At 32.5% G+C, this 21,243-nt stretch carries 21 protein-coding genes and 3 tRNA genes; 12 read left to right on the top strand and 12 right to left on the bottom strand.

Translation table 11 applies throughout. The annotated features are described in order from the left end of the window. Positions 1 to 27 precede the first annotated feature (27 nt). Both BLW23_RS06720 and BLW23_RS06725 read left to right on the top strand, forming a co-directional pair. Complete coding sequence (locus tag BLW23_RS06720) at positions 28 to 477, top strand: GatB/YqeY domain-containing protein (protein ID WP_093668503.1); 450 nt, start codon at positions 28 to 30, stop codon at positions 475 to 477. Between the two features lie 26 nt (positions 478 to 503). Next, positions 504 to 576 (top strand) — tRNA-Arg (locus BLW23_RS06725). Positions 577 to 934: 358 nt separating this feature from the next. Here the strand turns inward: BLW23_RS06725 and BLW23_RS06730 are convergent. After that, positions 935 to 1,567: a Crp/Fnr family transcriptional regulator gene (locus BLW23_RS06730; protein ID WP_093668504.1), complete on the bottom strand. Its 633-nt coding sequence runs from the start codon at positions 1,565 to 1,567 to the stop codon at positions 935 to 937. A 163-nt stretch (positions 1,568 to 1,730) separates the two neighbouring features. Between BLW23_RS06730 and BLW23_RS06735 the strand changes: the two genes are divergently transcribed. After that, positions 1,731 to 2,153, top strand: a complete 423-nt coding sequence (locus BLW23_RS06735) for a CBS domain-containing protein (protein ID WP_093668505.1) — start codon at positions 1,731 to 1,733, stop codon at positions 2,151 to 2,153. A gap of 58 nt (positions 2,154 to 2,211) precedes the next feature. On the opposite strand, the gene rpe is transcribed toward BLW23_RS06735, so the two are convergent. Then, on the bottom strand, positions 2,212 to 2,868 hold the full coding sequence (gene rpe / locus BLW23_RS06740) for a ribulose-phosphate 3-epimerase (RefSeq protein WP_093668506.1): 657 nt from the start codon (positions 2,866 to 2,868) through the stop codon (positions 2,212 to 2,214). Positions 2,869 to 3,089: 221 nt separating this feature from the next. Next, positions 3,090 to 3,953, bottom strand: a complete 864-nt coding sequence (locus tag BLW23_RS06745; protein ID WP_028891227.1) for a sigma-70 family RNA polymerase sigma factor — start codon at positions 3,951 to 3,953, stop codon at positions 3,090 to 3,092. A gap of 245 nt (positions 3,954 to 4,198) precedes the next feature. Between BLW23_RS06745 and BLW23_RS06750 the strand changes: the two genes are divergently transcribed. From BLW23_RS06750 to BLW23_RS06760, 3 genes are read left to right on the top strand one after another with little or no spacing between them, the layout of a single operon-like run. After that, the gene (locus BLW23_RS06750; protein ID WP_093668507.1) at positions 4,199 to 4,747 is read left to right on the top strand and encodes an RNA polymerase sigma factor; all 549 of its coding nucleotides are present in this window, start codon (positions 4,199 to 4,201) and stop codon (positions 4,745 to 4,747) included. A gap of 5 nt (positions 4,748 to 4,752) precedes the next feature. Next, positions 4,753 to 4,968, top strand: a complete 216-nt coding sequence (locus BLW23_RS06755) for a hypothetical protein (RefSeq protein ID WP_093668508.1) — start codon at positions 4,753 to 4,755, stop codon at positions 4,966 to 4,968. A 25-nt stretch (positions 4,969 to 4,993) separates the two neighbouring features. Then, positions 4,994 to 5,812, top strand: a complete 819-nt coding sequence (locus tag BLW23_RS06760) for a mechanosensitive ion channel family protein (RefSeq protein WP_093668509.1) — start codon at positions 4,994 to 4,996, stop codon at positions 5,810 to 5,812. Positions 5,813 to 6,383: 571 nt separating this feature from the next. Here the strand turns inward: BLW23_RS06760 and BLW23_RS06765 are convergent. The 5 genes from BLW23_RS06765 to BLW23_RS06785 form a co-directional block, all read right to left on the bottom strand. Beyond that, positions 6,384 to 7,088, bottom strand: coding sequence for a type IX secretion/gliding motility protein PorT/SprT (locus tag BLW23_RS06765; RefSeq protein WP_093668510.1), 705 nt, complete (start codon positions 7,086 to 7,088; stop codon positions 6,384 to 6,386). Position 7,089: 1 nt separating this feature from the next. Beyond that, the gene (gene ubiE, locus BLW23_RS06770; protein ID WP_093668511.1) at positions 7,090 to 7,818 is read right to left on the bottom strand and encodes a bifunctional demethylmenaquinone methyltransferase/2-methoxy-6-polyprenyl-1,4-benzoquinol methylase UbiE; all 729 of its coding nucleotides are present in this window, start codon (positions 7,816 to 7,818) and stop codon (positions 7,090 to 7,092) included. A 14-nt stretch (positions 7,819 to 7,832) separates the two neighbouring features. Next, positions 7,833 to 8,729, bottom strand: coding sequence for a NifU family protein (locus BLW23_RS06775; RefSeq protein ID WP_093668512.1), 897 nt, complete (start codon positions 8,727 to 8,729; stop codon positions 7,833 to 7,835). Between the two features lie 115 nt (positions 8,730 to 8,844). Then, complete coding sequence (locus BLW23_RS06780; RefSeq protein WP_093668513.1) at positions 8,845 to 10,209, bottom strand: OmpP1/FadL family transporter; 1,365 nt, start codon at positions 10,207 to 10,209, stop codon at positions 8,845 to 8,847. Between the two features lie 137 nt (positions 10,210 to 10,346). Then, positions 10,347 to 11,528: a hypothetical protein gene (locus BLW23_RS06785; RefSeq protein WP_093668514.1), complete on the bottom strand. Its 1,182-nt coding sequence runs from the start codon at positions 11,526 to 11,528 to the stop codon at positions 10,347 to 10,349. Positions 11,529 to 11,680: 152 nt separating this feature from the next. Between BLW23_RS06785 and proS the strand changes: the two genes are divergently transcribed. The 6 genes from proS (at position 11,681) to BLW23_RS06815 (ending at position 16,705) form a co-directional block, all read left to right on the top strand. Next, the gene (gene proS / locus BLW23_RS06790) at positions 11,681 to 13,159 is read left to right on the top strand and encodes a proline--tRNA ligase (protein WP_093668515.1); all 1,479 of its coding nucleotides are present in this window, start codon (positions 11,681 to 11,683) and stop codon (positions 13,157 to 13,159) included. A gap of 80 nt (positions 13,160 to 13,239) precedes the next feature. Next, a tRNA-Glu gene (locus BLW23_RS06795) sits at positions 13,240 to 13,311 on the top strand. Positions 13,312 to 13,441: 130 nt separating this feature from the next. Next, a tRNA-Glu gene (locus tag BLW23_RS06800) sits at positions 13,442 to 13,513 on the top strand. A 34-nt stretch (positions 13,514 to 13,547) separates the two neighbouring features. Continuing rightward, positions 13,548 to 13,799, top strand: a complete 252-nt coding sequence (rpsT, locus tag BLW23_RS06805; protein WP_093668516.1) for a 30S ribosomal protein S20 — start codon at positions 13,548 to 13,550, stop codon at positions 13,797 to 13,799. Between the two features lie 338 nt (positions 13,800 to 14,137). Next, on the top strand, positions 14,138 to 15,325 hold the full coding sequence (locus BLW23_RS06810) for a sensor histidine kinase (protein WP_255362758.1): 1,188 nt from the start codon (positions 14,138 to 14,140) through the stop codon (positions 15,323 to 15,325). An 84-nt stretch (positions 15,326 to 15,409) separates the two neighbouring features. Further along, complete coding sequence (locus BLW23_RS06815; protein WP_093668517.1) at positions 15,410 to 16,705, top strand: sensor histidine kinase; 1,296 nt, start codon at positions 15,410 to 15,412, stop codon at positions 16,703 to 16,705. Positions 16,706 to 16,772: 67 nt separating this feature from the next. Here BLW23_RS06815 and rodA read toward each other — a convergent pair whose 3' ends face one another. From rodA to mreC, 4 genes are read right to left on the bottom strand one after another with little or no spacing between them, the layout of a single operon-like run. Then, positions 16,773 to 18,050 (bottom strand): rod shape-determining protein RodA, encoded by a 1,278-nt coding sequence (gene rodA, locus BLW23_RS06820; protein ID WP_093668518.1) that lies wholly within the window; start codon positions 18,048 to 18,050, stop codon positions 16,773 to 16,775. Next, on the bottom strand, positions 18,031 to 19,911 hold the full coding sequence (gene mrdA / locus BLW23_RS06825; RefSeq protein WP_093668519.1) for a penicillin-binding protein 2: 1,881 nt from the start codon (positions 19,909 to 19,911) through the stop codon (positions 18,031 to 18,033). Before mrdA ends, rodA begins: the two co-directional genes overlap by 20 nt. Beyond that, complete coding sequence (mreD, locus tag BLW23_RS06830; protein WP_093668520.1) at positions 19,908 to 20,414, bottom strand: rod shape-determining protein MreD; 507 nt, start codon at positions 20,412 to 20,414, stop codon at positions 19,908 to 19,910. The genes mrdA and mreD overlap by 4 nt, the downstream gene beginning before the upstream one ends. Beyond that, entirely contained in the window at positions 20,407 to 21,234 is an 828-nt protein-coding gene (gene mreC / locus BLW23_RS06835; RefSeq protein WP_093668521.1) for a rod shape-determining protein MreC, read from the bottom strand. The genes mreD and mreC overlap by 8 nt, the downstream gene beginning before the upstream one ends. Positions 21,235 to 21,243 lie beyond the last annotated feature (9 nt).

Raw genomic sequence — 21,243 nt, forward strand, 5'->3', positions numbered from 1 at the left:
CCTAAAAGGTTGTATAAAACTTTCAATATGAGTATTCAAAAGGAAATAACCCAAAAAATGAAAGAAGCTATGAAGTCGAAAGATACTGTAGCTTTAACAGCATTAAGAGCCCTAAAGTCAGCTTTTATGCTTGCGAATACTGAAGCTCGTGATGGTGAATTAACAGATCAGGAAGAGTTGAAAATCGTTCAAAAGCAAGTAAAGCAACGAAAGGATAGTGCAGTTGTTTTTAGTGAACAAGGAAGAACTGATTTAGCCGAGCCTGAATTGGCAGAAGCAGAGATTTTGGAACAATTTTTACCAGAAGCTTTAAGTGAAGAGGAAATAGAAAAAGTAGTTATAGATATAATTGCAAATATTGGAGCGGAAGGAATGAAAGATATGGGTAAAGTGATGGGAATGGCTTCAAAGCAATTGGCGGGTAGTGCGGATGGTAAAACAATTTCTGCAATTGTTAAAAATAAACTTTCAAATTAGTTTTCTAAAGCTTTTTAGGAAATGATGACCTTGTAGTTCAATTGGATAGAACATCAGATTTCGGCTCTGACGATGAGGGTTCGAGTCCTTCCTGGGTCGCAAGTTGAATTTATAAACCCTTGATGTTTTCAAGGGTTTTTTATGGAGAAAAATAAAAACATCTAATGTAATACTACATTAGATGTTTTTTTACTTAGAGGAAAGTTAACGGGTTCAAGAGAAAAACCTCTTTACTATAAACTGTAATGCTGAGATACAATTTACTCTTATTTTTTAGAAAGAATTAAGGGGAAACTCTTCTTTAAAACTTACGTTATAATACCTAATATAAAATACAATTAAATCGATTTTTTTCTTGATATTTTAAGTAGTTAAGTAAATGTAGCGGTATTAAAAAATAGCTTATGTAACAAAAGTTACACGTCTAAATTATTTAAGAAAACTTTAGCTATTTATACTATATTTCGAGTACTTGTATTAAATTACGTTGTAGTTTAATTTTTCCCTGTTTTTCCAGAGATTTAAGAAGTCTTGAGACAACGACACGAGAAGTATGCATGTCGTTCGCGATTTCTTGATGAGTTACGTTAATAGATTGGTTGTGGTTTACTAGAGCTTTATCTCGTAGGTATTTAAACAAGCGTTGATCCATGTTTAAAAAAGCAATGGTGTCTACAGCTTCAATAAATTCCTGTAATCTATTGTGGTAGCTTTGTAAGATAAACTCTTGCCAGGTTTTGTATTTACTCAACCAATCGCTCATTTTTTCTTTAGGAATCATAAGTAATTTTACATCAGTTTCAGTAACTGCTCTAATCTTACTTTTAGTTTGTCCAACACAACAAGAAAGCGTAATGGCACAGGTATCACCTTTTTCAAGATAGTATAAAACTAACTCATCTCCGTTTTCATCTTCTCTTAAAATTTTAATAGCACCTTCTAAAAGTAGCGGAATTGAAACGATATAGCTATTCGTATCAATGATGGTTGTATTTAATTCAAACTCTTTATAGATACCGATTGAATATATTTCGTTTAGTAAATCTTCTTCAAATAAATAGCCGTAATTAAATTTTAATTCTTCTATCAAGGGTAAACGATTTTAATAAGTAAAATAAATTGTTGTATTACAAGTAAAGATACCTAATATAATAAGAAAATAAAACAATTCTTTTAATGATAAATATCAGTATTTCACGGCTAACATTTTTAGAAATTTGAGATAGAGATTAAAATTAAAATCAATTATTATCATGAAGAAAAGAACATCAATATCAGTTATAATGAGTAAGAATGTAATTACTCTGAATAAAACGGATGATTTAACTACTGCTGAAAAATTATTTAAAGAACATAATATAAGACATATTCCAGTAGTTAGTGGACGTACAATTGTGGGGATGTTGAGTTATACTGATTTGTTAAGAATTAGCTTTGCCGATGCTATTGATGAAGACGAAAGTGATGTAGATACGGTAGTTTATAACATGTTCACGATAGAACAAGTAATGGCTAAAAACTTAGTAACTGTAAGTCCTACAAATACTATAAAAGAAGTAGCAGAAATACTGTCTAAAAAAGAATTTCACGCATTACCGGTAATTGAAGGAGGTGATTTAGTAGGAATAGTAACAACAACAGATTTGATATATTTTCTTTTAGAACAGTTCAACTAGTTGAACAAAAAAAGCAGTAAGATTTTCTTACTGCTTTTCTTTTATGTGTGTCATGTGATTAATTCACTATCGCTTTCAAACTTTCAATAGTTCCAATAGGGTTTTCGCTTTTAAATACAAAACTTCCAGCAACTAATACATCGGCTCCAGCTTCAATTAATTGATTTGCATTTTTATCAGTAACACCTCCATCAATTTCAATTAGGGTTGAAGCATTATTGAACTCAATTAAGTGTTTTAATTGACTTACTTTCTTATAAGTATTTTCGATAAATGACTGGCCTCCAAAACCTGGATTTACACTCATAATACAAACTAAATCTAAGTCAGCTATAATGTCTTCTAAAACAGCAATAGGCGTGTGTGGGTTTAAAGCTACACCAGCTTTCATTCCTGCTGTTTTTATTGCTTGTACTGTTCTATGTAGGTGAGTACAAGCTTCGTAGTGCACAGTTAATATATCGGCACCTAAATCTGCGAAAGTATCGATGTATCTGTCAGGATCAACGATCATTAAGTGTACATCAATAGTCTTTTTTGCATGTGCAGAAATAGATTTTAAAACAGGCATTCCAAACGAAATATTTGGTACGAAAACGCCATCCATAATATCTATATGAAACCAATCAGCTTTACTTTCGTTCACCATCTCTACATCTCTTTGTAGATTTCCAAAATCAGCTGCTAAAACTGAAGGAGCAATAAGTTTTTCCATTTAAATAAAAATTGTTGTGTTGTTTATGCCGCAAAAGTACATGAATTTTTTCATTTGAAAATTCTTAAAAATATAATAGAGAATATTGAAGGATTTTGAAACACTATTATATTGTTCTAAAACGAAGAAAACTCTCAAAATTGAGAGTTTTCCTTCATTAATCAAAAAACGAATAGTTATGATAACTATTTGTTGCTGTAAATATATTATTAATAGAAAAATTAACCTAAATAAGTCATTAAAATCTTACTACGAGATGTGTGTTTAAGCCTTCTAATAGCTTTTTCCTTAATTTGACGAACACGCTCACGTGTTAAATCAAAAGTTTCACCGATTTCTTCCAAAGTCATTGGTTGGTGCTCTCCTAAACCAAAGTATAATTTTACAACGTCAGCTTCACGTGGAGTTAAGGTTTCTAATGCACGGTTAATTTCAATACGTAATGATTCATGTAATAATGTTTTGTCTGGGTTTGGTGACTCACCAGAATTTAAAACGTCATATAGGTTTGAATCTTCTCCTTCAATTAGTGGAGCATCCATAGATACGTGACGACCAGAATTTTTCATTGATTCTTTAACATCGTTTACTGTCATGTCAAGCTTCTTCGCAATTTCCTCGGCACTAGGAGGACGCTCATTTTCTTGCTCTAAGAAAGCATACATTTTATTGATCTTGTTAATAGAACCAATTTTATTTAATGGTAAACGTACAATACGCGATTGTTCAGCTAGAGCTTGTAAAATCGATTGACGAATCCACCAAACGGCATAAGAGATAAATTTAAATCCACGAGTTTCATCAAAACGCTTCGCAGCTTTAATTAATCCTAAATTACCTTCATTAATTAAGTCAGGTAGTGTTAAACCTTGATTTTGATATTGTTTAGCAACTGATACCACAAAACGAAGGTTAGCTTTAGTTAATTTTTCTAACGCTCTTTGGTCACCTGCCTTTATTCGCTGTGCTAATTCTACTTCTTCATCTGCGGTAATTAAATCTACCTTTCCAATCTCCTGTAAATACTTGTCTAGTGAGGCGGTTTCCCTATTGGTAACCTGTTTTGTAATCTTAAGTTGTCTCATGTAATAAGGCCTGTGTTTTTATTAATTATCTATTGCTCTTTACTTACTTATACGTAGCATTTGAAGTAAATGTTACAAAAGTTTTTATTTTTTTTAAAAAAAGTTTCTCCCTTGTTAAAGATTTGTTAAATTTGATTTAGTCAAAAATAAGAAAGTGACCATTAAGAAAAATATGTGTCTTAAAAAACAAAGTCTAAATAAACATTAACTGAACTTAGCCGTTGAAGAGTATTGATGTTACAAAAATGAGCGACGAAGAGCTGATTGAGAAGATAGTAGAGAAAAATGATACTCATTTATTTGCTATTTTATACGATCGTTACGCTGGTCTTGTGTATAATAAGTGTTATGGTTTTTCTAAAAATAAAGAAGAAGCACAAGATTTAACGCATGATCTTTTTATACGCTTATTTGTAAAATTGCGTACCTTTAAAGGGAGATCGAAATTTTCGACCTGGTTATATTCTTTTACCTATAATTTTTGTGTAAATTATGTACAGCGTAATAGTGCAAAAAAGAAAGAAAGAGTTACCGTTGTAACCGATCAAATAAAGGAAGAGGATAGTGGTTTAGATGAAATTGATGATGCAACTTTATTTGAGTTAAAATCAGATAAGCTTGCGAAGGCACTTGAACTAATCTCTCCTGCTGAAAAAATGATTTTATTAATGAAATATCAAGATGATATGAGTATAAAAGAAATAGCAGGGTCATTAGAATTGGGAGAAAGCGCAGTAAAAATGCGATTAAAACGAGCAAAGGCGAAAGTCATAGAAACGTATAACGAATTGTAATTATCATGGATAATCCATTTAAGAAAATATTACATAACGAAGAATTGCCAGATGTACTTAGAGAAAAAGTATTGAATGATGTGGCAATGATAAAACTTTCTATTGACGTGGCTGATTTATTTGTTGTAAAGTACCCTAATGCAATTGCCGACTTACTTAATGGTGGAGGTTCACGATCTTCTAATAATATTGATAAAGAAGACAAAAAAGAAAATGATTAATTTCATAAACTAAACTAATACTATCATGATTCCATTGCAAGAAAACATTTTAAAACCATTCAGGGATACATTTGACGGCGTTGTTAAATCATTACCAAAGGTAGCAGGCTTTATAGCTTTTGTCGTTGGTTCTTGGTTGGTGATTAAGCTGTTCTTATATATTGTAAGAAAAGCTTTAGCGAAAACTAAAATTGATGAATGGTCGAAAAAGTTAAGTAGCACTCAAATTTTTGGAGATACTACGATTAATATCGTTCTAACCAATGTAATATTGGCCGTTTTAAAATGGTTCTTGATATTTATATTTGTAATGGTTGGAGCGGAAATCTTTGGGCTAGACGGAGTGTCTAGCGGGATTAAAAGTTTCTTCGCTTATTTGCCTAAGCTCTTAACAGCTCTTGGAATTTTTGTGGCAGGAGCTTATTTAGGAACTATGGTGAAAAAAGCAATTCAATCTATGTTTAAGTCCTTGGAACTTTCAGGAGGGAACTTAGTTGGAAATATTGCTTTTTACTTAATTGTAGTATTTTTATCGATAACAGCTTTAGATCAAGCAGGCGTAGATACATCAATTATAAAAAGTAATTTAACATTACTTATTGGTTCTATACTAGCCGCCTTTACAATAGCCTTTGGTTTAGGGGCAAGGGATGCTGTTGGAAGATTGCTTTTTGGGTATTATTCGAGAAAAAATATAGGGATTGGAGAGCATGTTGTAATTGGCGAAATTGAAGGTGTAGTTTCCGCAATCGATAACATATGTATTACGCTAAATACTAAGGACGGAAAAGTGATTTTACCTATTAAGGATGTGGTAGACAATAAAATAGTATTTAAGAAGTAAAAAAAAATATATATATTTGCGTATCTATCAGAATGATATTAATGAAATTGAAACAAAGAGTTAACGATAGATTTCGGGGGACTTCTATCTAATAAGTGAAGGTTAAACTTTACATATTCGAAAGGCTATCTTAATTGATAGCCTTTTTCATTTTCTGTAAAAAAAATATCACTTTACAATTATAACTTCAATTTTTTAATTCATGTGACCTGTTAGAAAATAATGTGTCATAACAATACACGAGATAGATTTCGGGGGACTTCTATCTAATAAGTGAAGGTTAACTTTACATATTCGAAAGGCTATCTTAATTGATAGCCTTTTTCATTTTCTATATAAAAATACTGTTGTACAATTATTATTTCAATTTTTTAATTTGCTATAACCTGTTTGAAAAGGATTTATCACAATACATAATACATGGGATGAACTCTGGGGTTTCTGTTCAATAAAAATATTAATCTTCGATAAAAATAATGGCTTTCATTTTTTGTGAAAGCCATTATTTTTATATGAATATGTGTGATTTTAGAAGCTAATTGAAGATTAACCTGCTTTTATTTCTAAGTCTTTACTCAAAGGCAAGATGTAAGAAAACACCTCTTGTTCCAAGGAAGTCTATTGGATCCGTCCATGGACTGTTTGTGCTGTTGTCATATATTAATTCGTTGTTAATAGCAAAAACACCGCGAATAGAAGGAGAAAGCTTAAAATAGTTTAAATATAAGTCAATACCTATTCCTATTTCGTACATAAAATTACTTGTCTTCGTTCGGAAATTCCCAGCAAAGTTATCGTCACTATTATTTTCATTACTGGAAAAATTATAATCATAAGATATCCCTCCTAAGACGTAAGGCCTTACGTTGTTAATTCGATTAGTACTTGCTTTTAGTATAAGAGGAAGGTGAAGAAAGGTGGCTCCAACTTCTCTTGTTCTTCGATTTTCATTTGCTTCAGGCATATGATTAAAAACAAGTGTTTTGGTATTTGACATTAGTCCTGGTTCAAAACGTAAGTTTAAATTATTATGCAGTCTTAAATCTCCTATTAGCCCAACATTAAAACCAACCGAGGTTTGCACTTCAACCTGAGGGTTGTTTACAAAGCTAGGTTTGTATGAAGCTTTATATTCATTATTATTTAAACCTAAATAAAAACCATAATGAAACAAAGGTTTGTCAAAACTTGGAAGATTCAGAACTTTCTCTCTCTGACCAAATGACGTAAAAATTGTACTAAACAGTATTGCGAGTACTAAAAATCTTCTTATCATATTATTTAAAAGCGGTATATATTGATGCAACACCAAAGGTTACGGGTAAATTCTTTGCATCTTTAAACCCATTTTTTTGTAAAATATTGTTGAAGGCTTCTCCAAAAGGAAAAGAATTTGCACTTTCTGATAAATAAGAGTAAGCAACTTTATCTTTTGAGAACAATTTACCTATCACAGGTAAAATGAAATTAGTGTAAAGTTTATACCCTTGTTTGAATGGGAACTTGGTTGGATTTGATGTCTCTAAAACGACGAACCTTCCTCCAGGTTTTAATACTCTTAATATTTCTTTTAATCCTTTATCTAGGTTTTCAAAATTTCTTACACCGAAGGAAACGGTGATGGCATCAAATGTATTATCCTCAAAAGGGATATTCTCACTGTCTCCAACAACCATTTTGATTTTGTTAGATAAATTGGCTTTATCAATTTTTGTTCTACCAACTTCTAACATTCCTTCAGAAATATCTAATCCAACAATTCTATCAGGATTTAATTTGGTCATCATTAAAGCTAAATCACCTGTTCCAGTGGCGATATCTAAAATTTGCTTAGGAGAGTTCTCTCCTATAAGTTTCACCACTTTTTTTCTCCAGCTTACATCAATTCCCAAAGATATTACACGATTTAAACCATCGTAGTCTTTAGAGATGTTATCAAACATTTGAGCAACTTGCTCTTTCTTTCCTAACTCGGAGTCTTTATAGGGTTTTATTTGTTCAGACATAAAATGGCTTTAGATTATCCGTTTATAGCAACTACTTCGTTAACCTGGTTCGGTAGCATTTCTTTTAGCATAGTTTCTATGCCGTTTTTTAAAGTAATGGTAGATGAAGGACATCCGCTACAAGCTCCTTGTAAAATAACATTAACTTGTTTTGTAGACGTGTCATAAGATTTAAAGGCGATATTTCCTCCGTCGGAAGCAACAGCAGGTTTGATATATTCGTTAAGAATATCTACAATTTTGGCTTCGGTTTCTGAAAGATTTACTTTTTCTTCAATTTGAACCTTAGCGTCTTCTTGAGTTTCAGGTAGTTTTGATATTATGGTTTTACCTTCTAAAAGGTAATTTCTTATAAAAGCACGTACATCGTGGTAAACTTCATTCCATTCAACCATATCATATTTCATAATTGAAATGTAGTTTTCAGAAATAAATATTTCTTTTACAAAAGGAAAGCTAAAGAGTTCTTGCGCAAGGGGAGAGGATTTACTCGCATCATCGATGTTTTTTAATTCTACGTCCGTTTGAGTAAGTGCTTTGTTTGTTCCAAACTTCATAACACTTGGATTTGGTGTTACTTCAGCATAAACTTCAATAGGGTCTTTCTTTACAGTATTTTCTGTAACTACAGATTCACCCTTTTGAAGATAGGTTTCAATTTGTTCCTTAACTCCATCAGCAACATCATCCCATTCAACAATATCATAGCGCTGAATTGCAATAAAATTCGCAGTTACAAATACCTTCTTTACAAAAGGTAAATAGAATAATTGCTGAGCTAACGGTGAGTTTTTAGCTTCATCAATATTATTGTATTCATAACTTCCACCATTAATTAAAATTGTACTACTTACAAATTTAATTATAGTTTCATTATTAGTTTCTTGTATGTTTATTGTAATTGAATCCATATCTAATTAAATGAAATGCAAAATTACGGTAAAAAACTGAGAAATAAGAACACAAACAGGCTCGTAATTACGAGCCTGTTTGTGTTCTTATTTTTAACTTAAGTTCTCTTAAGTTTTACAGGTTAATGGTAAGAGTTCCTGAAACTCTTGAAGTATCGTTATCGAGCATAATATCTCCTAAATTATATAGAGTTTCAAATTCTCTGTTTTCGAATTTACTATAAGACAAATCAATTTTCATATTCCCGAAATTGTAGCCTAAACCGGCCGAAAACCCTCTTACATTATCGTCATTTACACTTCCTCCAAGAGCAGCCAAAAGGTTAGGGTTTTTAGAATAATGATACCCACCTCTTAAACTTAACCTATCAAAGCGCCATTCTGTACCTATGTTTAAAGAGTGAGTTGCTCTGTAATCAGTAGCAAAGTTTTGGTTTGCATCAATAAAAGATGAGTCATTTTCTCTATATTTTAAATTTTGATAATCTTTATAGGTGTAGTCAAAACTAATTAAACCTTGTTTTCCAAAGATATATGCACCACTCGCGGTAATTCTGCTATTAGTTCTAAATCGGTAAATAGCTCCTTCTTCAATAGGGATAGCAGTAACTTTATCAAAACCTAAATTATCAACAGCTCCATGAGTTAAATCATCGAAGAAATCTTCAGTTATTTCATTATACCAAGTTGGAGTTTCATATGCTAGTCCAAGTCTTACGTTTTGATTGAATTTATAGATAAACCCTAAACTTAAAGAAAATCCATTTCCTTGAACATAAGTGTCAATTAGGTTGTCGGCAACGAGTACATTACCATTAACATCATCATTTAATTCTCTTAAGCGAGAAATTCGGTTAAAATCAATATCATGGAAGTTAAGAGATCCCCCAATGAATAATTTACTTTGATGAACCGCAGAAAAACCAAAGTTCATTACACTTGATTGACCTCTTTTTTCTGCTGAAAAATCTTGTTCAATTGAACCATTAAATTGAACTTTTGGATTTCCTGTATCATCTAAGTGTTCCTGATTGTATGGTAAAATCTGACTATTTCCTCTCACCCGGTAAAAAGAACTATAGTCACTCTTTATTCTGTAATTTGCAGTAAAGGCAACTCTATCCCAATCGTTAGAATTGGTTTCAAAAGTTAAAATGGCTCCAGCTTGTGATAGATTAAAAGAATCATTTACTGAATTCGAAGAACTGCCATAGTATAATGAAGCATAATCGGTGTTTTTATTGCTTAGCGTAACAGAGGCACTGCTCGATGTTGCGACAGCACTACCTGCTGGATTAATTCCAAAAGCAGAAACGTCTCCTCCAAGAGCACCAAAAGCTCCGCTCATAGCCTCAAATCTAGCTGTTCCATAGTTATCATCTTGAGAAAATAAGAGTCCTAAATCATTATAGTTTAACGATTGCGAAAATGAATTTAACGAAGCGCCTAACAGCACTCCTAATGCTAATAATCTTTTCATTATTTTAATTTTTTAAGTTTGAATCAGGCTTAAAATAAGTCTGTTCAATTCTAAGCATAAGTAATAAACCCCTCTAAAGATAAAGACTGTATGCTAAGGTTAATAATTGTTTTTATAAGTTGTGGTTTCTGTATTTTTTATCGTCTTCTACTACTAGATCTAGAGCCGCTACTTCTTGAAGATGAGCTTCTTCCTGAAGAAGAGCTTCTCGAAGAACTACTACTTCTTGAAGGAGAGTAGCTCGAAGAGCCTCGTGATGAAGATCTTGATGAAGAGTAGTTAGATGAACTTCTTGAAGAGTTGCTACTTCTAGATCTTGAAGAATTACTTCCTGATGATCTACTAGAGCTTCGCCCTGGAGAGTAGCTACTACCTCTGGTTCTTCTAGAACTATTGTTGTAACTTCTTGAACTTCTAGAAGGGGTGCGATTGCCATTTGAATAGTTTCTAGTTCTAGTTCTAGTTCCAGTTCTTGATCTTACCCTTGAAGAATTACGATTTCCGTTTCGGTATCTTCCTTCTGAACCTGCACTACGAACACGTCTACTAGAGTTTCTATTACTTCTATAAGCATTTGATGATCGTCTAGAGGTTGTAGTTCTTCTAGAGCTATAATTTCTGGCGGAGTTGTAACCTCTTCTTGATATTCCTGTTCGGAAAGAATTTGATCCTCTTCTGTAATAAGGTCTGTTATACGCATATCCATAAGGAGGGCAATAGTGGTTCCACCCCCATCTGTTACCATACCAGTTACGACCTCTCCACCAGCGATTATTCCATCCCCAATTGTTCCAACCATATCCCCAATCGTTCCAGCCATATCGCCAATTGTTATAGCCCCAGTTATTCCAGCCCCAGCCCCAATCGTTCCATCCCCAGGTATTCCATCCCCAGTTAGGATTTGTGTTAATATTTATTACAACATCGCTGTCATTTGAGTTATATCCCCAAGGAGCATTAGAGTTGTAGGCAATTCTTGTTTCTGGTTCTTCCGAAACAAAGTCGTCTTCAGATTCAAATTCGTTTGAAGTAGCTGATTCATAATTTTCGATATCTGTAAAAATATCGGTACCATTAAGTAAACCTAATCTTTCTACCTCTTTAGTGAAATGATTATCTTCATAATCTTGATAAGCTTCTTCATCCGCTATAACGACTCTTCTTTGAGGAGATTCTACAGGAGCGGCTGGCTCATCATTATAAATCCCATCATTGTTTGCTATAGTTTGAGTTGTACCACAAGAAGCAAATGATATGGATAAGATCAATAAAGTAAGGTTTAGGTAGAATAATCGGGTTTTGGTATATTTTAGTATCATGTCAGGACTTATTTAAATTTGAACGATTTGTTTTTTCTCTTACCTTTTTGTGCAAAAAACTGTTTTTTGTTGGGCTAATGGCCTTTTTAATGTAGTTTTGCAGGTACAATTTACGCATAAAAAATAACAAATTTTGTGCCAAACTTTTGAATATGAGTAAACATTTAACAAAAAGAGGAGAAGATTATTCCAAATGGTATAATGAATTGATTGTTAAAGCTGATTTAGCTGAGACATCGGCCGTTAGGGGGTGTATGGTAATTAAACCGTATGGTTTTGCAATTTGGGAAAATATGCAAGCTGAATTAGATAGAATGTTTAAAGAAACAGGACATCAGAATGCTTATTTCCCTCTTTTCGTACCCAAAAGTTTATTCGAGGCAGAGGAAAAAAATGCTGAAGGCTTTGCAAAAGAGTGTGCTGTAGTTACTCATTATCGTTTGCAAAGTGATCCGGATAATGAAGGTAAATTGAGAGTTGATCCAGATGCTAAATTAGAAGAAGAGTTAGTGGTACGTCCAACTTCTGAAGCAATTATATGGAATACCTATAAAGGATGGATACAGTCTCATAGAGATTTACCTTTGTTAATAAATCAATGGGCGAATGTTGTTCGTTGGGAAATGCGTACGCGTTTATTTCTCCGTACAGCAGAATTTTTATGGCAAGAAGGTCATACAGCTCATGCAACTAAAGGTGAAGCTTTATTTGAGGCAAAGCAAATGCAAGAGGTTTACGCGACGTTTGCAGAAGAATTTATGGCAATGCCAGTTGTAAGAGGAGCAAAGTCCGAAAGTGAGCGCTTTGCTGGGGCTGACGAAACTTATACTATAGAAGCCTTGATGCAAGATGGAAAGGCTTTGCAGGCGGGAACTTCTCATTTCTTAGGGCAGAATTTTGCGAAAGCTTTTGATGTAAAATATACATCACGAGAAGGGAAGCAGGAATATGTATGGGCTACATCATGGGGAGTATCAACGCGTTTAATAGGAGGTTTAATAATGACACACTCTGACGATGCAGGTTTAGTATTACCTCCAAAATTAGCGCCAATTCAAGTGGTGATTGTTCCTATATATAAAGGAGAGGATCAATTGAATGCTATTTATGATAAAATAAGCGGTTTGATTGCTGAATTTAAGGCAAAAGGTATTTCGGTAAAATTCGATGATAGAGATACAATGAGACCAGGAGCAAAGTTTGCAGAATACGAGTTGAAAGGAGTGCCTGTAAGAGTAGCAATAGGAAACCGTGATTTACAGAACGGAACTGCAGAGGTGGCAAGAAGAGATACATTTGAAAAGCAAACGGTGCAACAAGATCAATTATTAGATCATATATCAAGTTTATTAGAAGAAATCCAAGAGAACCTTTATAAAAAGGCTTTAGATTATAGAGAGGAGCATATTACTGAAGTAAACTCTTTTGAAGAGTTTAAAGAGGTAATAAAAAACAAAGGAGGCTTTGTTTCTGCTCACTGGGATGGAACTATCGAAACTGAAGATAAAATAAAAGATTTGACAAAAGCTACCATTAGGTGTATTCCTAATGATGTTAAGGATGAGGATGGTAAGTGTGTTCTAACTGGGAATGCTTCTCAGAGGAGAGTGCTGTTCGCAAAAGCTTATTAAAAAAATAATTAAAAAAGGTTTGGTGCGAATTAAAAATGTTTATATATTTGCACCCGCAATCACGAAATAAGTATTGTGATGGTCCGTTCGTCTAGGGGTTAGGACGCCAGGTTTTCATCCTGGTAACACGGGTTCGATTCCCGTACGGACTACAAAAGTTCTTAATAGCTCGGATACATTATCGGAGCTTTTTTTATCAAAGAGATAAAATTAAAATTAGTGTTGTAGGTATTAAAAAAAGTTATATATTTGCAGCCTCAATCAAATAAGATTGAAAAAAATGGTCCGTTCGTCTAGGGGTTAGGACGCCAGGTTTTCATCCTGGTAACACGGGTTCGATTCCCGTACGGACTACAAGTTTTTTATAAACAATTAACGTCTAAGTAAAATGGCAAATCATAAGTCAGCATTAAAGAGAATAAGAAGTAACGAAACGAAGCGCTTAAGAAATAAATATCAGCATAAAACAACTCGTAATGCTGTTAGAAACTTAAGAGCTCTTACAGACAAGAAGGAAGCAGAAGGAATGTTTTCGTCAGTTGTTTCTATGCTAGATAAATTAGCGAAGAACAACATTATTCATAAAAATAAAGCGGCTAACTTGAAGTCTAAATTGGCTAAACATGTAGCAGCTTTATAAAGTTTTAAGGTTAGTTAATAGTTAAAAAGGCATCTCTACGAGGTGCCTTTTTCTTTTGTTTATGTTTTTTAGGTTCTTATTCCTGTCTCCGTTTCGATATATAGGGTATCTTCTTATAATAGTTATTTATCTGTAATTATTTGCATCTCATGGAAGGCAACAAGCTCTTTTTGTATTAAATCACTAAATTTTAGATTTAAATGCAAACTTCTATCTTAATGAGTGTGAACTTTTTTATGAGAATCGGGAGATTAAATACGTTTGAAATAAGGAATAATAGTTTTTTGTTGCGTGTAATTTCTCCGACTTTATACATATATATAATACTGGTTCAGTATTTGAATCCGAACATAGTAGTATTGCCTTTTGCAAAAGAAGGGTTTGCTTTGTTGTTTTTGGGTGTAGGGATGCTTCCTTTACTGAGAAAAAGAAAATTACTGAGTTACTATGGAACCTTTGTCTTTATTACCTTTTTCGCATTCGAATATTTTCTAATTTATACTCTTTCAGAAAACGATTTCTCATTAGATTGTCTATTAGGTGCCTATATTTTAATGTTCGGCGGAATTTTGGCTATTAATAATAGGTTGTTGCTTATCTATTTTAGCGTTTTTCAGTTCTTACATATATTTTATAGACTTAGAATAGGTGAGCCCGATGTTATTACGGGAAATGCTATCTTAATTTCTGTAATAACTTTGTTAATATATTCATTTGTAATTATTAATGGATTTATTAATCATAGAAGAAGTTTAGAAAATACGAAGAACCTTTTGGAAGAGAAGGTAAGTGAACGAACACGTGATTTGGAAATAAGAGCAAAAAAATTGTACGAGCGTAACAAGGATTTGGAAGATTTTGCTTTTATGGTGTCAAACGATTTGAAGCGACCTCTTCGGAATATACTCAATTTATCAGAGTGGTTGATACCGTCAGGAGATGCAATGGAGAATATGAAGGGGGAAAAAGGAGAGATTTATCAAGATCTTCTCATTATTAAAGAGCAGGTGGTTCAAATGGATCTGTTAATCAATGGAATTTTAAACTATTCATTACATTTAGAGAAAGAGAAAGAAAGAAAAAGAATCAATTTATCCTCCCTTATTGAAAGAATCATTTTGGTAAATAGCTCAAAAAATTGCCATATTAAAACGAAGGGAGTGTTTCCCGATGTTTATTTTAATGAATCACAGTTATTACAAGTTTTTCAGAATTTGATTCAAAATGCTATTAAGCATAATGATAAAGATAGAGTGTCAATAAATCTAAATGTTGTAAATAAAGGCGACTTCTTTGTTTTTTCTGTCTCTGACAATGGTCCAGGAATTGATAAAAAATACCATGATAAGATATTTCAACTTTTTCAAAGATTAGAGCTAAAAACGGATATCAACTCTATAGGTATCGGTTTGGCCCTTGTAAAGAAAATTATTGAAAGAAACGGGGGTAACGTTTGGGTAGAAAGTGACTTGGGTAAGGGAACGACATTCTTTTTTACAATAAAGGCTTTGATAGCGGGTGAATGATGTTTCTTTTTTGAGTCGATCAAATGTTGCTCTTTATGTATTAAATCACTAACTTTTAGGTTTTAAACATAAAATCCAGCTTTAATGGATAAGAGTTTCTTTTGGAAGTTAGGGAAGTTGAAGTCTTTCGAGATAAGAAATAATAGTTTAATACTTCGTTTAATTTCTCCAACGTTGTATTTATATATCATGTTGATTTTATACTTGAATCCGAGCATAGTAATTTTACCTTATGCTAAGGGTGTCTTTGCTATACTGTTTTTAGTAATAGGGGCACTCCCGCTTCTAAAAAAAGAGAAGATAATTGAGCATTATGGAGTGTTTGTGTTTTTTGCCTTTTTTTCATTTCAATATTTCTTAACCTATACACTTGCGGAAAATAATTTTGCAATAGATTGTATACTAGGGACGTATATCGTAATGTTTGGAGGTATACTTACGATCAATAATAACTTTTTATTACTGTTTTTTAGCGCGTTTCAGTTGTTACATATGATTTATAGGGTAAGTACGCATGAATTGGATGCAACAACAGAACTTGCAATTTTAGGTTCAACAACAAGCATATTTACGTATTCGTTTATTATTTTGAATGGTACTTTTCGTCATAGAAAGAAGTTGGAAGATATGAACTCTAAGTTAGGAGAGAAAATTAAGAAACGTACTCAAGAATTAGAGAATAGGGCAAAAGAACTATATGAAAGTAACATCGATTTAGAAGATTTTGCTTTTATGGTTTCAAATGATCTAAAGCGACCTCTTCGTAGTATTCTTAATTCGGCAAAATGGTTAACTTCTCCTGAGAATGTAAAGACCAATTTTAATGGAGAAATGAATGGCGTTTATAAAGATCTTTTTATAATTAAGGAGCAAGTGGTTCAAATGGATATGTTAATCAGTGGTATTTTAAATTATTCATTGCATCTTGAAAAAGAAAAGAAAGTTGAAAAAGTGAATTTAGCCTCTCTTTTAGAAAGAATTATTATGGTAAATAGTTCTGAAAATTGTAAAATAGTTATGAAGGGAAACTTCCCAAGCGTATATTTTAATGAGTCTCAGTTATTACAGGTTTTTCAAAACTTAATTCAGAATGCCATAAAACATAACGATAAAGATAAAGTGTACATTGAGCTTAATATTGTTGAGGAAATTGATTGTTATGTGTTTTCTGTTTCAGATAATGGCCCAGGAATAGAAAAAAAATATCACAGAAAAATATTCGAACTTTTTCAGAAATTGGAATTGAAAAAACATATAGATTCAATTGGAATTGGACTAGCTCTGGTAAGAAAAATTGTTGAAAGAAACGGTGGTGAAGTTTGGTTAGAAAGTAAGTTCGGTAAAGGAACTGTTTTTTTCTTTACCATAAGAAAGCACTAAGAAACGAATCGTTTTAATCAACGCCAATTTTTCAAATTGCTAAATTTTATTTATGTCCTATTCAGGATTACCAGTCATAGGATTTATGAGCATCAAGTCTTATAAAAATAAACAACAGTAAGGTAAATCCCCATAAAGAAGAACCCCCATAGCTAAAGAAAGGAAGTGGGATGCCAATAGTTGGTAAAATACCGATAACCATTCCAATGTTTACAATAACATGAAAAAATAGTATCGAAGCTGTACCATAGCCATAAATTCTTCCAAATTTATTGGTATGTGTTTCGGCTAGATAAATAATTCTGAAAAGCAATAATGTAAATAGAATGATAACGGCTGAACTACCTAAGAATCCCCATTCTTCGCTGACTGTACTATATATATAATCAGTATCCTGTTCTGGTACAAAATTACCTTGTGTTCTATCTCCTTTCAGGAAGCCTTTTCCACTAAACCCTCCAGAGCTAATCGTTAGTTGAGCTTGATAAGTGTTATAGCCAATGCCTCTATTGTCTTTAATTTTACCCAATAAAATATCGAAACGATCTTTTTGATGTTGTTCAAGAATGTTATTGTAGGTATATCCTATGCCAACAATAAAAACACTTGTGATAATATATGCGCTAATTATTTTCAAAAGATTAAAACGAAGAAATCTTTTATTCCTGTAAGCGGCATATATTATATATAGAGATATAACGGTTATAGAAGTTACTAAAACCCAGGTAATACCAAAAGATATGGTGAGTAAAAACAATAATATAGATAAAGCTCCTAGAATAAAATATGCCAGTGTTAGACCTTCGCGGTTAAGAACAAAGAAAAAGGAAAAGTAAATAAGTACAGATCCCATATCGGGTTGCAAGGCAATGAGAAAAGCTGGTGAAAAAATGACCACGAATGCTTTTATTTGATTTTTAAGAAGACTTAAGTTGTATTGTCTATCACTCATTAATTTAGCAAGAGCTAAGGCAGTAAAAGCTTTGGCAAATTCTGAAGGTTGCAAACCTACTCCACCAAAGCTATACCATGACGTAGCTCCGTTAATTTTTTTACCTAAAACAAGTACTCCTGCCAATAGCACCAAGGAAAGAATATATAATATACTGGAAAATTTTTCATAGAATTTAGAATTGAAAAACAAAACAAAAATGATAATAGGGATACTTAGTCCTATCCAGATTAACTGTTTTCCATACCTCGTTGAAAAGTCGAAAACTTCACGATTACTTTCGTTAGAAGAGGCAGCATAAATATTTATCCATCCAAAAATTACCAATATAAGGTACAGAAATATGGTAATCCAGTCTATTCCAGCAAATATGTTATTTCTCTCCTGACGCAATGGTAGCTATTTTAGGAATTAATTTATCGTATTCTTGTTGTAGGTTCAAGTCTAGCATTCTGTTTTCGAGGTATTTTCTTTCTATTTTACCTTTTAAATATTTTTCAATAAGAAGACTAGTAATTGGAGCTGCAATAGTAGATCCATAACCACCATTTTCAATATAAACCGCTAAGGCTATTTGGGGATTGTCTTTTGGTGCAAAAGCGACTAAAATAGAATGGTCCTCTAATTGCCTACGTTTACCGTCAATTCTTACAAAGTTCTCCACCGTCCCTGTTTTTCCACAAATCTCAATTCCTTTCACTTTACTACTTCTCGCAGTTCCTTTAGTGAACACATCGTGCATGGCTTCAATGGCGATATTGAAATGTTGAGGGTCAATAGTTGTTTTTACTTTTTGTACGTAAGTTTTATTAATAATAGTACGATTGTCTATTTTTTTTACAACATGAGGTCGATAAAAATGGCCTCTATTAGCAATAGCAGCTGTCATGTTTGCCAATTGCATAGGGGTTGTTTCTACTTCTCCTTGACCGATGGCGTTTGAAATGGTGGTTGTTGCTCCCCATCTAAAAGTATATTGCCTGTTATAGTACGTGGAGTCAGGAATTCTTCCTTTTTGGCCAGTAGGTAAATCGTAGCCAAGATAGTTTCCAAGCCCAAAACTTTTGGTATGTCTGCTCCAGTTTTCTAGTCCGATTTTTGTATTTTCAGCTTTGTCAATAATTCTGCGATATGTAGTAGCGAAATAACTATTACATGACTTAGCAATAGCTGTTTTTAAACGGATAGGGTATCCAGTTATTCCACAGTGACATCCCATGAACTCATTTGTCCTTTTACCATATCGGTATCCATGATAGCAGCGGACTGAAAAATTTTCATCAATAACGCCTTCTTGTAAACCAATTAAGCCATTTATTATTTTAAATGGCGACCCTGGGGCGTACATAGCCTGTAAACCTCTGTCAAAAGTAGGTTGGTTTATTGAGTCGTAAAAAAGGAGGGTGGAGTTTTTTGAGCGTTTCCTTCCGACTAACAAATTGGGGTCATAAGAAGGAGCGGTAATTAGAGCTAAAATCTCACCTGTTTTAGGTTCAATAGCTACGATTCCTCCTCTTTTTCCTTTCATAAGTTGCTCACCATATTGTTGCAATTCACTATCAATGGTGAGTGTTAAGTCTTGTCCAGATACTGCTAGCGTATCCAGTTCGCCATTATTGTAAGAACCTGTTATTTCATTTAGATTGTTTCTTTTGAAATATCGTTTCCCTTTTATGCCTCTTAAAACTTCTTCGTATTGCTTTTCTATACCGAGCTTACCAATTAATTCTCCTTGTTCATAATAACTACTAGATCTTGCTTTTTGTTCGTTAACCTCACCAATAAAGCCCAATACATTTGCAGCCGATTTAATAGGGTAATTTCTAATAATACGTTTTTGAACATAAAACCCTTCAAATTTGGATAGTTTTTCTTGTAGAAAGGCAAAATCTTCTTTTGAGAGTTGTTTTAAGAATACGGAAGGAAGCCATCTTGCATATCGTTCGGCTTTTTTAAATCGTTTTATAAAGTTTTCTTTTGTTATTTTGAGAAGTGAGCAAAATTCTAATGTGTCTATTGATTGTACCTCTTTAGGAATAACCATAACATCATAAGAAAGTTGATTTGCAACTAATAACTTTCCGTTTCTATCATAAACATATCCTCGTTCGGGGTAGTCGTATTCAACCTTAACTGTTGAGCTAAGGGTTGGGTTTTGCTTTTTGCTATGAATAATTTGTAGCTGAAATAACCTTACTATATAAATAATAGCAACTAAAGCAATTAGAAAGACCAATAAAAAACTTCGTTTCATGATAGCTTTTTTCTAAAAATAAAACTTCCTAAAAAATATAATATTAAAGTGAATAACGTTGAAAGTAGTGTATTAATTATAACACTTGAAAAATTATTGAAACTAAAGTTAATAAAGCTAAATAATATAAAGTGGTGCAAAACTGTTAAAATTGCTACATAATTAAATACCTTATCAAATGTTTCAAGACGTAAATTGAATAATAAATAATCAGATTCGGTTTTCTTAAAAATAGCTCTAACTAAGAATAACCTTATGTAAGCTATAAATAAAGTGGCAAAGGCATGAATTCCTCCAGAGTTTGAAAACATATCAATACATAAGCCAAGAAAGAAAGAAACTGTTAAAAAAGGAATTCGTTTTTGGCTCAATGGAAAAATAAAAATAAAAGAAATGTATAAATACGGATTTATATATCCGAACAATAAGATATTATTAAGAACCAAAACTTGTAAAAGAATAAAGAACAAGAATAATAATATAAGTTGTATCGTTTTATTCATTTTGTTTGTTTAGTTCATTAATTTCTGTTTTATGAAAATTAGTGATGATGTTCACACTTCCAATATTCGTCATGTCATTAAAAAGTTTAATTTCAATAGTATTAATAGCGGAAATTTTTTCAGGAATGCTCTCTACAGTTCCAATTGGAAGTCCTTCAGGGAAAATGGAAGATTTTCCTCCTGTTATAATAGTATCCCCAATGGTTAAAACAGTTTGTCTAGGGATGTCTGAAAGTTGAACAATATGGATATTTTCACCATTCCATTCTAATGTGCCAAAATGGCGACTGTTTTTTAACCGAGCATTAATTTTACTGTTTTTATTTAAAATAGATTGAACGCGAGCATAATTTCCAGAAACATTCTCTGTAATACCAATAATGCCTTTGCTATTAACTACAGCCATTTCATGAGAAACATTCTCGTTTTTACCTCTATTAATTGTAATAAAATTATAAGGGGTATGGTAATTATTGTCAATTATCTTACCGCTTATATATTGATACTTTTGCTTATATTGAATACTATCGATAACGGTTTTTAATTGAGATGTATCGATGGCGGTATAAAGTTGTTCAAGTTTGTTTTTTAAAATAGTGTTTTCTTGAAGTAATATGTCATTTTCAGTTTTTAACTGAAGATATTGACTTATGTTATTCGCTCTATCTAGAAGATCTCCTGAAATTACATTTGCGGAGTTGATAAACTTACTTTTATGGAAAGAGTGGTTATTGATGATTAATGCAACAGCTGCGATTTCTAAAAAAAGGAAATACAAGAAATATTTATACTTCTGTAAGAAATAAATAAGCTGTTGCATAAATAATCA

Source organism: Tenacibaculum sp. MAR_2009_124, from assembly GCF_900105455.1.
In the GTDB taxonomy this organism is placed as follows: domain Bacteria; phylum Bacteroidota; class Bacteroidia; order Flavobacteriales; family Flavobacteriaceae; genus Polaribacter.

Excerpts from the sequence above, each read along its gene's own strand:
- BLW23_RS06760 (WP_093668509.1), top strand. The coding sequence starts at position 4,994 with ATGATTCCATTGCAAGAAAACATTTTAAAACCATTCAGGGATACATTT.
- mreC (WP_093668521.1), bottom strand. The coding sequence starts at position 21,234 with ATGCAACAGCTTATTTATTTCTTACAGAAGTATAAATATTTCTTGTAT.
- ubiE (WP_093668511.1), bottom strand. The coding sequence starts at position 7,818 with ATGTCTGAACAAATAAAACCCTATAAAGACTCCGAGTTAGGAAAGAAA.
- BLW23_RS06815 (WP_093668517.1), top strand. The coding sequence starts at position 15,410 with ATGGATAAGAGTTTCTTTTGGAAGTTAGGGAAGTTGAAGTCTTTCGAG.
- BLW23_RS06775 (WP_093668512.1), bottom strand. The coding sequence starts at position 8,729 with ATGGATTCAATTACAATAAACATACAAGAAACTAATAATGAAACTATA.
- BLW23_RS06780 (WP_093668513.1), bottom strand. The coding sequence starts at position 10,209 with ATGAAAAGATTATTAGCATTAGGAGTGCTGTTAGGCGCTTCGTTAAAT.
- BLW23_RS06765 (WP_093668510.1), bottom strand. The coding sequence starts at position 7,088 with ATGATAAGAAGATTTTTAGTACTCGCAATACTGTTTAGTACAATTTTT.
- proS (WP_093668515.1), top strand. The coding sequence starts at position 11,681 with ATGAGTAAACATTTAACAAAAAGAGGAGAAGATTATTCCAAATGGTAT.
- BLW23_RS06745 (WP_028891227.1), bottom strand. The coding sequence starts at position 3,953 with ATGAGACAACTTAAGATTACAAAACAGGTTACCAATAGGGAAACCGCC.
- rpe (WP_093668506.1), bottom strand. The coding sequence starts at position 2,868 with ATGGAAAAACTTATTGCTCCTTCAGTTTTAGCAGCTGATTTTGGAAAT.
- mreD (WP_093668520.1), bottom strand. The coding sequence starts at position 20,414 with ATGAATAAAACGATACAACTTATATTATTATTCTTGTTCTTTATTCTT.
- BLW23_RS06720 (WP_093668503.1), top strand. The coding sequence starts at position 28 with ATGAGTATTCAAAAGGAAATAACCCAAAAAATGAAAGAAGCTATGAAG.
- rpsT (WP_093668516.1), top strand. The coding sequence starts at position 13,548 with ATGGCAAATCATAAGTCAGCATTAAAGAGAATAAGAAGTAACGAAACG.
- BLW23_RS06735 (WP_093668505.1), top strand. The coding sequence starts at position 1,731 with ATGAAGAAAAGAACATCAATATCAGTTATAATGAGTAAGAATGTAATT.
- BLW23_RS06750 (WP_093668507.1), top strand. The coding sequence starts at position 4,199 with ATGAGCGACGAAGAGCTGATTGAGAAGATAGTAGAGAAAAATGATACT.
- BLW23_RS06785 (WP_093668514.1), bottom strand. The coding sequence starts at position 11,528 with ATGATACTAAAATATACCAAAACCCGATTATTCTACCTAAACCTTACT.
- BLW23_RS06755 (WP_093668508.1), top strand. The coding sequence starts at position 4,753 with ATGGATAATCCATTTAAGAAAATATTACATAACGAAGAATTGCCAGAT.
- mrdA (WP_093668519.1), bottom strand. The coding sequence starts at position 19,911 with ATGAAACGAAGTTTTTTATTGGTCTTTCTAATTGCTTTAGTTGCTATT.